The following is a 12,837-nucleotide window of genomic DNA, read 5'->3' as shown; positions in this document are numbered from 1 at the left end:
CTATCGCGTACTAGAAGTCAAGCTAGAGTCCGGCTCCTGCCAGCGGGTCAACAGTTCTGGAAGATCGGTCACGACCAAATCAGGTCGGACCGAACCCGTATTGGCTTCGGCGAGGGTACTGACGCCGGTCAACACCAGTACCGACGGCATACCGGCGGCGTTTGCGCCGGCAATGTCGGTATCAAGGCGATCCCCGATTACAAGTGTCTGCTGTGGGTCTGCACCGAGCAAGGCAGCGCCAATCAGAAACATCGTCGGGGCCGGTTTTCCAATCACCAGTGGTGTAACATCGGTAGCAGCACTCAGCGCTGCGGCAATAGCACCGGCGCCAGGGATCAACCCTTCTTCACTGGGAAACGTGCGGTCAGGGTTGGTCGAAACAAACCGTGCGCCACGTCGGATATGCAACGTCGCTTGCTTCAGCCGCTCGTAAGTGAGAGTGAAATCAGCTCCTTGCACGACTAGTTCTGGTGATTGTTCATCTTCAACAAAATACCCATCGCTAAATAGTGCTTCACGTAACCCCTGCATACCAACTACGAAGATGCGGGTACCGGGCGGATAATGGTCACGTAAATAGCGTGCTGTCGCCAATGCCGAAGTGATAACCCGCTGCGCTGCCAACTCGATCCCCATCTTGGCGAGTTTGGCTTCGTATTGCTGAGGTGTCATAGAGGCATTATTAGTGATACAGGCGAACGCAATATTGTGTTCAGCGAGAAAACTGAATACATCGGCAACACCTGGCAGCGGTGTCTGCCCTCGATAGAGGACACCGTCCATATCAAACAACACTGCACGGATAGTAGTGAAATTGATCATAGAAAACCTCTTTAGGCCTGAATTGGGCGAAAAGGCCCTGATCAGGTAGAACAGTATCGGTTGTATTTCACATTGTATTACAGAAAAGCTGTTCTATCGCAGTGCGGACAAGAGATTGAACGAACGGTGATCTATATGAACGCCGAGCGATGATTCGAGGTGAGGCATTGACGATGCGGGCCGGAGGCCCGCGCACCCAGGTCCCACACCTAGGCCGCGCACTCAGGCCCGCACAGGAATGGACGGGTGCAGCAAGTGCTGTGTTTCGACCGATCTGCCGCGGCGACAGGATTGTCGGATAGGCTCTTCCTACCGCTCTACGCTGTCGGAACGCCGAGCGATGATTCGAGGTGAGGCACTGACGATGCGGGCCGAAGGCCCGTGCACCCAGGTCCCACACCTAGGCCGCGCACTCAGGCCGCGCACACCCAGCTCCGCACACTCAGGTGACGTACTGACGAAGGTTCTCCCTTTTGTCTTACCGTTCGTGCGCAATCTGGCGAAGTCTCTGGAAACTTCATTTCGAATAAGTGCCTATCCGAAGTATCGTCTCACAGTTCAACGGAGGAAACCTATCGATGGATGTGCGGGCACAGCGCTGCGGCGCCCCAACCGATCTTCTTCCGAAACAGAATATTTCAGACAGGCTTTAAGCGGTACGAAGCCGTTGAAAAGCCCTCTTCTCTTACTTTCACACCTCGTCACAACGACAATGTGGTATCATGCCCTTGAACAGTGCTTAGCTTGTATGTTCTTGGAAGTAGCATAACGTGCGTACAGTCGTTTTCAACTGTTCGTCTATCACGCAAAGCTTCGTATGACCGCACCTACTGCATCTGCGACTGAAACTGCCGTTACCGGGCTACGCACGTCTTTTCGGCGTGCCGGACAGGGCAACCCACTGCTTTTGCTCCATGGTTGGGGTGGATCATCCCGCCTCTGGCGCTACACCATGCATGATTTAGCCGACCGTTATATGCTTATCGCTCCCGATCTACCCGGTTTTGGCGCATCACCACCGCTTAGCGGTCGGTTATCGCTCGAACGACTGGCTGATTGGGTCATCGCCTTTGCTGATGCGCTAGGTATAGATCGGTTCGCAATTAACGGTCATTCGTTATGTGCTGCGGTTGCAGTACACGTGGCTGCGCGTTACCCCGAACGAGTCTCACACCTGATTTTAACCAGTTTCAGCACCTTTCGCGATGAGCGTGAACGGCGGGTAGTTGCTTCGATCCATCACCTGATGGCGCTATGGCTTGCGCTGCGTCGGCCCTGGATGCTTGATGTAAAGCCAATTATGCATCTGGTGGGGCGTCGCTTTTTTTACCGCTTACCGGCCGATCACGGTGTTTTACGCGAGACTTTTGCCGATTTTCTGGCGATGGAGCAGCGAACAGCTTTAGAGACAGCACGTGGCGCCGGTAGTCCAACCATCAGCGCAGCACTGGCAGCGGTACGAGCACCGAGTCTGATTGTTGCCTGTCGTCACGACCAGATTATGCCGCCGCCAGGGGCTCCGGTTGCGGCTGCGCGTATTCCAAATTGCCGTCTGGTTTGGATTGAACAATGCGGCCATCTACCGATGCTCGAACGAGCAGCAGAATATCATGCGGTGTTGACCGATTTTCTTGAATCGCAGCAATGAAAGTACATAGTGAAAACCGGTGATTGGCTGTTGCTTATTCCTTCGCCTGATGGAATATGCAGCGCACGGCCAAATGCTGAGGCATCAGGCAGGTGTGCTGCAATCTGCTAAAGAAAGGCGAGAGCAAGCAACAGTCTATCGAGGGCATGCACTTCGTCTGGCAGATTCCAGACAGTCCAGGATCAATCAACGAACGATACACCGATCACCCGTAATCGGTTTAGAATAGTCTGCGCACTATGTGTCCATGACCATTGCCGTGCACGGAGTGCAGCCTGTTCACCCCGTCTACGCGCTTCATCGCGCTGCGTGTGTACACGTCGCAGCAATTCCACTAACGCTTCAAGATCAGGTTCTGCCCAGTACGCCTGAGCATAAGGACCAGTCGGGACACCAGTTGGCGCCAACCCACTAATCGGCAAAGGATAGCCGCACGTGTCATCCAGAAATGCAGTCGGTCCGCTCCAGGCCGTTGCAATAACCGGCACACCGCAAGCCATTGCTTCGAGAATCGGCATACCCCAACCCTCTCCTCGCGTTGGTAATACGAAACAATCGGCACTACGGTAAAGTTCGGCCATTCGTGTCGGGCAGAATGTCTGATTGTAGAGCACTGCGACCGGTGGTACCTGGTCACCGAGCAACGTTGCGATCTCACGAAGCGGGTTACCAGGGGCGCGATGGTCAATCTTCAAGACCAGCACAACTGGGGCGGTGGGTGTGAATGCAGCCTGGTACGCACGCAGAAGAACATCCCATCCTTTCCGTCTACTCCATTCAAACACAGAGAGAAACACGGTACGATCGGTAAGTTCTTGTCGTGACGGACCAGGGGTGAAGATCGTCAGATCGACGCCCAGAGGGATCGTGTAGACAGGTCTTGTTACTCCACTAGCCAGAAATACTGCGCGGCCCCACGCGGTCGGTGTCCAAACCTCATCCATAAGATTGGCCTGAGCAACCCAATGCGCAGGGAGACGATCAGTTTCCAGCATTGTAAAACCGATTCGGTACGCTCCACTATTCTTACAAAACAACTCACCGCGCCCATAGACCACTTGCGGCACATCGAGCCGGATAGGTAATTGTTGAAGGGTTTGGATGTGAGGTGGGATGGCGCCATACATTCGTTCCGCCTCGTCACTATCGAAGAGATAAAGAGGACGTACTGCCAGCCCCATAGCAGCAAGCTCAGCAACAATTGCCCGTGATGAGCTACTGTATCCGGTCGGTGAAGCAAACGTCGAATGCCAGACGAGGTGGGTCATGATTGTTCAAGCGCCTCGATCCGTTCAGTGAGTACTTGACGGGCAGTACGTTCAGCATCAAGGTGGGCAACCAGGCTCTCGATAAGGCGTGTCAGGGTTGCATGGGTAGCGTTAATTTGGGCTAATTCGGGTCCACACAAACGCCAGACCAGCCAACGTCGTAACCTGGCAAGCGGCGATGTTGCCGGTGGCGGCGTAATGGCCCACGTCGTCTGCAATGTAGCAAGCTGTTCAGCAAGATAGGGATCCCGGCTCAGCAACTCATTCAGCGTAGCTATCTGACGTGCATCAAACACCGGTGCATCTAACGCACGCGCGATTGCAGTAGCGAGCGACTCTGTTTCGTGTGGATGCACTATGACCACGCTTTGATTAGACATAGTACTTCGTATCTCTCAAATAAGGTCTGAAAATGTTTTCTGCTTTCTCATTTTACCGCATTTGACGCTTCCCATATAGGAGCGGTGAAGGAAGTTTCAGCACTGATCGCTCATATTACCCGCCAGGAGACGTACCAGCAACCTTGTCATTGCCCCAACTTATCCGCCGTCCTCTCCGAGTGAGAGAACGGCTAACGGGGGAACGGTGAGGAGGGTAACGCCGGCCAACATCACGCCCGCCTATCTCAAAAGCCTGATCAAAAGCTCGGATTTCTCATCGGGCACGTACCATGCCTGTGCAACCATTGCGTGGGAGGTTGCCAACGTTCGTTTGCTCCCGCGCCCCACGTCCCCCCTCCTCCCCCTGTGTAGGAGAGGAAAGGGGGCCAGGGGGAAGGTGAGGGACATACCCACTTACCGGAATAGATCGAGATGTTCCCGGATCCAACCTACCATCCGCTCAATCCCTTCATAGACCGAAACTTTAGGCTGCCAGTCCAACTCCTGCTTCGCCAGAGTAATATCACTAATATACACCGGCTGATCACCGGGCCGCCAGTCGCCGTAACGCACCGTAATCTCGCGTCCAACCAGACGACTCAACACCGGTCCAAACTCAGCCCAGATCGACAACGCATTTTGTGGTCCGCCACCGATATTGTAAATCCGCCCACTCACCTGATCGATCCGCTCAAGTGCTGCCATGTAAGCGGCAATCAGATCGTCAACATAGAGCATATCGCGTACCTGTTTTCCGTCGCCATAGATCGTAATCGGGCGTCCAAGTAGTGCAGCAATAGCAAAATGTGCCGCCCAGCCCTGATCTTCAACACCAAACTGACGCGGACCGTAGATGCATGACTGGCGGAAAACAACCGTCTGCAAACCGTAAATACGGGCATAATCACGCACATATTGATCGGCAGCACCTTTGCTACAACCGTATGGCGAATGAAAATCGAGCAACTGATGCTCAGGCACTCCGGCAGGCAGGTCTCGGTAGCGGTAACGAGTAGCCTCTTCTACAACCGCCACCGTTTCCATGCCTCCATAGACCTTGTTTGTTGAAGCAAAAAAGACGATTGGCGGCTTCGGCGCCAGGCGAGCAGCTTCCAGAACATTCAGCGTTCCCAACGCATTAATCTCAAAATCACTCCGCGGATCCTGCACTGATGTCGTCACCGCCACCTGACCGGCGAGATGGTAGACCACGTGATGGCCGGGGATCACAGCCTGCATCGTAGCCGCATCGCGAATATCGGCCTGTACGAAGCGTAATTGTTTACCGTACCGTTCTTGCAGCCAGGCCAGATTGAGCGGCGTGCGCGGGCGGCTCAAGTTATCGACAATGGTAACCTGCTCGCCACGGGCGAGGAGATAATCTGCCAGATTACAACCAATAAAACCGGCGCCACCAGTGATGAGGTGAGTCGAAGCATTCATAGAACATTCAGACAGGAAGTTGTATGTCTCTAGTACATTATAAACGACTCTTGGGTCTAAAATATGTGGAGCCTTGCCAGTATTCATCTGGCAAGGCTCGATAGGACATAGCGCGAGTTTATCGTATCGTTATCGGAATATGGGTTCTAAACACCTGTTCAACAACCCTGGCTGTCACGGGAATTGTTACTTCAGGCACATTATCACCTCGTAAGATAATACGAGCGCTGTAGCTGCCGGGCTGCTTTCCTCGTGTATCTACTGTAACGGTCAGGTTACTTTGCGATGGACTAAGCGATGCTGTCACTAGATGACCACGCAAGCTAAGGTTGTTTGTATCAATCTGAATGATATTGTCTGGATCATCTTCCTCAACATTCACATTGATAGGTGTTCCATCATTGGAACGCAACGGTATCGTAAAGGTTGTTACTTGATCTGCCTCAGATAGAGTGTTGATTTGAGGAACGCTTACCCGAATTTTTCGTGCAATCATTGCACCGTTATGTGCAGGATCGCGTTGGAACTGAGGCCATGGGGCACTATACGACTGATGCGGTCCGGGTTCGCTTGAGATGCCTTGTTCAAGATCACGCCAAACATAGATGAATGCACGATTTTGAGTTGCCGGTTGATCATTGCTAGTGTGTGATCCGGCAGCAACAATCTCTAGTTTGCCATCATTATCGATATCGGCAATTGCTGGTGTGTTACGGATAGGCATCCACATGAACATAGCTTTTGTGCCCATAACCCGACAGGTATTTGCGATTGGGCCTCCAGGTGGGCATACTGGTGTTAGAGGTGTGCCATCGCGACCTGCATACACCATCACGCTATTTTGAACAACTGCAATTACTTCAAGTGATCCGTTACCATCTACGTCTGCAATAAGTGGATTATTGAAGGTCTCCGACATATCGGCGCCTTCCTGTGTTGCACTCAAGGCAAGCGTAGTCCAAAATGGGGTAGGATTATTATAACGCCAGGCAACAATTTGTCCACCAGTTGGTGGTGTCCCAACAAAAGGATTCGACGAACCACCTGATGCAACCGTAACGACTATGTCCTGATAACCATCGCCATCAAGATCACCAATAGCTGGTGAGGAAGCAACACATTCCGGTGCATTGAGCGTCATCTTCTCACGGCCTGAAGCAAGGTCAAAGATTTTTACCCATTTGCCAGGCTTGGGATCGCCGCCGTAGAAACAGCCACTACCGACAATTACTTCAGGATTGCCATCATTATCGAGATCAGCAATTGCTGGCGACGAATATATAGACTGATCGAAGCGAACCGCCCACAGGAAGCCCTTGCCAAAACCAATAACTTTTCCGCCATCTCGTGCGCAATAGATCGGATCAGCCCTAAAGGTAGGATTAGCCGGAAAAGCGTAGAGAAAACCCTTCGCTGTCTCGAAATAAGAGTTCGTCTCTGGGAAGGGTGTGATATTATTTGGATCGCACACCCGTCCTGGAGTAAAATCGGTACCGACAATGATGTCTTTACGTCCATCCCCATCAACGTCAGCAAACGCTGGCGATGACCAGATTGTATCCATTGCGAAGTACTTCCAGCGCAGTGTTCCGTCTTTATTCAAGACGTGTAAGAAGAGATCGGCTGAGCCAAACGCGATGATAATGTCACCATTCCCATCGACATCGGTAACTGAAGGAGTTGAAAAAACTGATGAAGCACCATTAATTGGACTTGGTGGAATGCTATATCGCCACAGCAGTTGACCGGTAGATGAATACGCGGCCACACCTCCAGGACATTGTGGATCAATATGCACTTTACCGTATCCAATAATTACCTCGAGACCAGGCAAATCTGGTCTAAGATCGAATAGAGAAGGCGCACCGTTGAGCACACTTTCATCGGCTGTGATTGAGCATGTAGCAACTTGAGTCGTCCACAATATCACACCGTTGTTACGCAAAGCGAACAGTTTGCCATTACGATCACCGACTACGATCTCAAGTCCATTGCTCGGATTTCCATCAAGGTCTCCCACTACGGGCGAGCTTCGGAAGATACGTGTACCATCAAGTATCTTGCCGGCCAGCGTATCGTCACCTTGCAATTTGGTATCATGCGTAAAACCGGGTTGTGAATTGAAAGGGTTTTGATAGTATGCGAAGACTGCACTCGATCCAACACACAGACTTAACAAGATTGAGAGTAGGATAATGACTCGCTTCATACTGCAACTCCGGTGGTGAGATGTAACTATAGGTAGCTGTTTTCATTGTAAACATTGCCATAGTAAAGAGTCTATCACCCGTCAGTACCGATACTGTATGGTACTATTCTCATTCGAAGGTTAGTAAAGTTAGCACTGGGATGTATGGTGTTATTGAGTTGAGGTTAATTGAAGTTGCCCAATAGATATTACATAGGGCACGTTCAGGGACAGTGTTGGAATCAGGTTACAGCAAAATGTATTTACCTAAAGTCTTATGGTATCTTTTTCGTATAGAAGGTGATTTATGACTGTTTGCAGAGGTTTTGTATGAACATGCAAGAGCAATCTTTATAAGTGTTCTTTGCAACATCTAATAATTAACTTGCAAAATCTGACTTTAGAGAATATTGATATACATAATTGCTAATATTCTAATCAACTGATAGCCACTTCGTGCGAATTTTTAACGCACGATGTTCGGTATAAACAATGAATACTCTTCGGCTACTACTCGTATAGTGATTGGAATATTCACCGTAGGTACCTGATCACCACTCAAGATAATTTGAGCAGTATAGTTACCAATCGATTTGCCACTGGTGCTAATAATAATGGTTAGTGAGGCTTTGTTGGTTGAATGTACAAAAACGTTACTATGACTGAGCTGAATTAGATTATTAGCATCATTCTCCGTAATAGTAACGTTGATTGGCGAACCATCATGTGACTGTATATCGATCACGTACTGTCGAGTCTGGTTTGGTTTTAGCAATACTGCCATACTCCTCACACTCGGTCTTATCTTCCGTGTGAGGAACAGACCATTGTGTGCAGAGTCACGGTGGAATTGGGGCCAGGGTGCACTGTAAGGCCGATATGGTCCATTTGCACTGGTAATGGCCAGGTCAAGATCGCGCCATACGTATACAAACGCACTACTTTGGGCACCTGTATGTGAACCACCAACAACGATCTCCAGCTTACCGTCATTGTCTATATCAGCAATTGCCGGCGTATTCCGGATAGGCATCCACATAAACATCGACTTCCGACTTTGACAGGCTTGTGCTTCAGATCCGCTAGTTGGGCAGGAAGGTGTTAGTTCTCGACCAGCACCGTCGTAGATCATAACCGAGTTTTGTACAATCACGATTACCTCATGCGAGCCGTTACCATCAATATCAGCGATTAAGGGATTATTGAACGCCTCGGACATATCTGCTTGTTCTTGAGTAGCACCGCGTACTATCACATTCCAGATGGGATCGGGATAATCAAAACGCCATGCGACTATACGACCACCAGTCGGTGGTGTTGGCACTAAAGAGTTGATTGAACCCCCAGAGGCGACTGTTGCAACAATTTCTGGACGACCATCGCCAGTAATGTCACCAATTGCTGGTGAAGAGGTAACACATTCCGGTGCGTTAAGAGTGATTTTCTCGCTGCCGTTTGCTGCATTAAAAATCTTAACCCATCGACCAGGCCTAGGAGTACCGCCGTAGACACAACTACTGCCAACAATCACTTCGAGCATTCCATCATCGTCTAGATCAGCAAGTGCTGGTGATGAATAAATTGACTGATCGAAGCGAACAGCCCATAGAAACCCCTTACCAAAACCAATGACTTTTCCACCATCTTTAGCACAAACGGGATCGGCGGTGAAAACAGGATTAGCCGGAAAAGCGTAGAGAAATCCTCTAGCAGCTTCATAGTAGGAACCAGTTGCGTTAGGATGACATACCATGCCTGGGGTAAAGTCGGTGCCAAAAATAATCTCCTTGCGCCCATCACCGTTCACGTCGGCAAATGCTGGTGATGACCAGATTGTGTCCATTGCGAAGTATTTCCAACGCATTGTGCCATCTTTGTTCAATACATGGAGGTAGAGATCGGCTGAGCCGGCCACAATGATAATATCACCATTACCATCTACATCGGTTACCGATGGCGTATTGAAAACACCTGATTGTCTGCTAATGGTACTAACTGGAATCTGGTAGTGCCACAACGGCTGACCGGAAGCTGAATACGCACGGATTCCACCTGGACAGTTCGGATCGGCTGTAACTTTGCCGTACCCGATGATTATTTCGAGACCGGGAAGGTCTGGATTGAGATCGAACAATGCTGGTGCACCGTTCAACAGACTGTCATCACCCGTAACGCTACAATTTGCTACTTGCGTTGTCCACATTATCTGACCATCATTGCGCAATGCAAAAAGTTTTCCATTGCGATCTCCTATCACGATCTCAAGACCGTTACCTGGATTACCGTCGAGGTCTCCAACGACTGGTGAACTACGAATAATGCGGGCACCATCGAGTTGTTTTCCAGCCAGGGTATCATCAGGCTGCAACTTTTGGGAATGAGTAAAGCCGGGTTGGGAATTCACCGGATTTTGATAGTAACCAAAAGCTACTGCTGGAAGAGTCAACACGAAAATAGTGAAGCCGAGAAGGAAGCGAAAAGATGGCATAGAACAGACCTTACAGGGATCATTATACTGATCAACCGCAATCAAGCCAGAAAAGCCTCTTAGACGCATGATGCCTCGAGTACATTCTAACAAGATACAGTCTAACCTTGGATTACTAAACCCTAACAATGTCTTACTGATAGATGAGCAAACTGTAACGACAGAGCATGTAAATCGACACAGTAATCCAGATCATTTAAATACTTTACTAATGAATAAGAAAATCGCTATCAACTATCAATAAATTTGATATCGAAATCATTTAGAAATCATTATATCTTCGATAGATAAAATTTAAAGACATGGTAAAGTATTAGTTGCTACTTATCTAGTGGTAGGCCTCAAAAAATGTACTGTGCGCAAGCAAACTGTACTTCACTGCTGTTCAGAATACCGTGGGTATTGGCGTGTCTTGAGGTTAACCTCTTCCGATCAGGATGCATACAGTCGTACTCTAAAAAGATTTTGAATCTCACGATGGATGAACCTTGTCGATGGATACAAGACGATTGTTGACAGTATCACCTCTTTGGGCCAGGGACGAGGCACCGCCTCGTCCTTACCGGTGTTCACGACGATGGTCACAGATCGCCGATCTGACATCTCCTGTCGCAGCAGCAGATAGGTTGGGGCGCAACGGTGCTTCAGGGCACAGCGCCGCTGTGCCTGTACACAAGGATGCTTCGGTCGGTGCGGCATCTGTTGCACTGCACCGCTATTCGCCGTGACGATGGTCACGGGATGCACCTGATGGCGGTGCTACATGATGGGCAAGATTGATGTGCTGTTGGCAGTGCTGGGGTAGGGGCAAGGCAGCGCCTCGCCACTCCTGACAGAGTGCATCCGTTGTAGACGTGACAATATAGGCTCTTAGCAACAAGAACGAATTGAAAAAGCATTTTCATTCGACAGAGGCCATGAACAGAGTGACAACTTTGGAGCACGAAACTTAGCCAAATATAGTTTCCAGTCGTTGTCGAATCCGTTCTGCTGCATGGTGCCAAGTCCAACGTTGGACGACTTCTGCTGCGGCGGCAGCACCTATTGTCCGCGCCTCATCAGGGTGTTCGTAGACGTATCGCATCAGGTAGATCAGATGATCTATATCAGGTTCAGCCCACGACCAGCCGATGTAATAAGGACACTTCGCCTGAGCTGGAATCAGAGCGCGTACTCGTAATGGATAACCAACACCTGCGTGTAAAAACTCTGTTTGTGCACTCCAGTTGGTAGCAATTACCGGAACACCGCAGGCCATTGCCTCAAGAATGGGCAAGCCCCAACCCTCACCACGACTTGTCAGTACAAAGCAGTCAGCACTACGATACAGTGAAGCCAGTTGTGAGCGTGAAAGGTATTGATTGTAAAGGATCGCAATAGCCGGACCATCGTTAGGCAAGTTCAAATTCACAATTTGTTGAGAAACACTGATTGAAGTGTCAAAATTATTGATGCGCAAAATTAAAATCACATCATCGTGTTTACGAAAAGCACTGACATACGCACGAAGCAGAATCTCTGGTGCTTTTCGCTCTCCCCATTCAAAGACCGAAAGAAATGTGAAGCGATTCCCAATGCGGTAAGCTGGTACGTGCGGATGGAAGTGTGTTGGATCATAGCCAAGTGGCATCGCGTACAAAGGACGAATCACACCAGCATCTGCGAACGTTTCAACGCTCCAGTGGCTTGGTGTCCAGATTTCATCCATTCGATTGCATGCTGCTACCCAATCAGCAGGTAATCCATTTACTTCAAGCATCGTGTAACCAATGCGGTAGCCACGATGATCAAGACAGAAGAGGTCTGCCTGATCGTAACTTATCTGTGGTATACCGTCAGGAATTGGACGGGCTGCAATTTCCTGTAGTCGTGGGTGGGTAAGGTTTGCCGGCATATGCCAGGGGGTTGGACGATGAAACACCTCAACACCGATCTGATCAAGGTGCAGAACAAGCTCTTCTGAACTCACTGAATAACCAATTGGCAACCCCCATCGCGATTGCCAGATGACACGCAAACCATTATTTGTAGGCATAGGGTTATTGTGACATTACCTGATAGTACTTCCTTAGTTCCATCAGGTGCTGTCGTGTTAACGCTAATTCATTGCGTAGGAGATGAAGCTGCTGCTCAGTTGCTTGTAATCGATAGTGGTAATCGTTAATTTGTTGTTGCAAATGCTGTTGTCGAGCGAGGAGTACTTCAATGACCCGCACCAATGATGCATGAAACTCATTCGCTTGAATCCATGGTGGAAATAAATACCAGCGCGTTAGCCGACGGATCGCATGTTGAAGATGAACACGTAGACGACTTATCAGTCGCTGATCTGAAGGCAGTTCAACCCGCAATGGATCAATTGACCAGCTCGTATACATTGTTTGCAGGTTAGATTGCAGGTAAGTATCACTAGAGTCTAATGCTTCGGCTTGTACACCTACATCTCTACCTTCACAATCAGGTGCTTGACCTCGTTCATCTTGCTGCAAAGCCTCAGTTATAGCCTTGATAGCATCAGCAGCACTGTCACCTTGGAAGCTAATCCAGTAAATGCTCATAAAACCCTCACATATAAGGAATACAACCAGTGAGTAGACTAA

Annotated in this window: 9 protein-coding genes; 1 reads left to right on the top strand and 8 read right to left on the bottom strand. The window is 49.5% G+C overall.

Annotated elements, in window-relative coordinates; all coding sequences use genetic code 11:
• A complete protein-coding gene (locus tag QTO31_RS15465) occupies window positions 1–822 on the bottom strand; it encodes an HAD-IIA family hydrolase (RefSeq protein WP_301429994.1) in 822 nt (273 codons plus the stop codon).
• An 817-nt stretch (window positions 823–1,639) separates the two neighbouring features.
• Between QTO31_RS15465 and QTO31_RS15460 the strand changes: the two genes are divergently transcribed.
• A complete protein-coding gene (locus QTO31_RS15460; protein ID WP_031458426.1) occupies window positions 1,640–2,470 on the top strand; it encodes an alpha/beta fold hydrolase in 831 nt (276 codons plus the stop codon).
• A gap of 182 nt (window positions 2,471–2,652) precedes the next feature.
• On the opposite strand, the gene QTO31_RS15455 is transcribed toward QTO31_RS15460, so the two are convergent.
• The 7 genes from QTO31_RS15455 to QTO31_RS15425 all read right to left on the bottom strand — a co-directional run bounded on the left by QTO31_RS15455 (window position 2,653) and on the right by QTO31_RS15425 (window position 12,795).
• Window positions 2,653–3,738 (bottom strand): glycosyltransferase, encoded by a 1,086-nt coding sequence (locus QTO31_RS15455; protein WP_301429992.1) that lies wholly within the window; start codon window positions 3,736–3,738, stop codon window positions 2,653–2,655.
• Window positions 3,735–4,118: a hypothetical protein gene (locus QTO31_RS15450; RefSeq protein WP_301429990.1), complete on the bottom strand. Its 384-nt coding sequence runs from the start codon at window positions 4,116–4,118 to the stop codon at window positions 3,735–3,737. Before QTO31_RS15450 ends, QTO31_RS15455 begins: the two co-directional genes overlap by 4 nt.
• 414 nt (window positions 4,119–4,532) lie before the next feature.
• Entirely contained in the window at window positions 4,533–5,561 is a 1,029-nt protein-coding gene (locus QTO31_RS15445; RefSeq protein ID WP_301429988.1) for a GDP-mannose 4,6-dehydratase, read from the bottom strand.
• 118 nt (window positions 5,562–5,679) lie between these two features.
• On the bottom strand, window positions 5,680–7,770 hold the full coding sequence (locus QTO31_RS15440; protein ID WP_301429986.1) for an FG-GAP-like repeat-containing protein: 2,091 nt from the start codon (window positions 7,768–7,770) through the stop codon (window positions 5,680–5,682).
• A gap of 445 nt (window positions 7,771–8,215) precedes the next feature.
• Complete coding sequence (locus QTO31_RS15435) at window positions 8,216–10,237, bottom strand: FG-GAP-like repeat-containing protein (protein ID WP_301429984.1); 2,022 nt, start codon at window positions 10,235–10,237, stop codon at window positions 8,216–8,218.
• 949 nt (window positions 10,238–11,186) lie between these two features.
• The gene (locus QTO31_RS15430; RefSeq protein ID WP_301429982.1) at window positions 11,187–12,272 is read right to left on the bottom strand and encodes a glycosyltransferase; all 1,086 of its coding nucleotides are present in this window, start codon (window positions 12,270–12,272) and stop codon (window positions 11,187–11,189) included.
• Between the two features lie 4 nt (window positions 12,273–12,276).
• A complete protein-coding gene (locus QTO31_RS15425; protein ID WP_301429980.1) occupies window positions 12,277–12,795 on the bottom strand; it encodes a hypothetical protein in 519 nt (172 codons plus the stop codon).
• Between the last annotated feature and the right edge of the window lie 42 nt (window positions 12,796–12,837).

It is taken from the genome of Chloroflexus sp. MS-CIW-1, from assembly GCF_030444705.1.
GTDB lineage: Bacteria > Chloroflexota > Chloroflexia > Chloroflexales > Chloroflexaceae > Chloroflexus.
The sequence above is the reverse complement of the archived record's forward strand: the minus strand, read 5'-3'. Positions and strand labels throughout refer to the sequence as shown.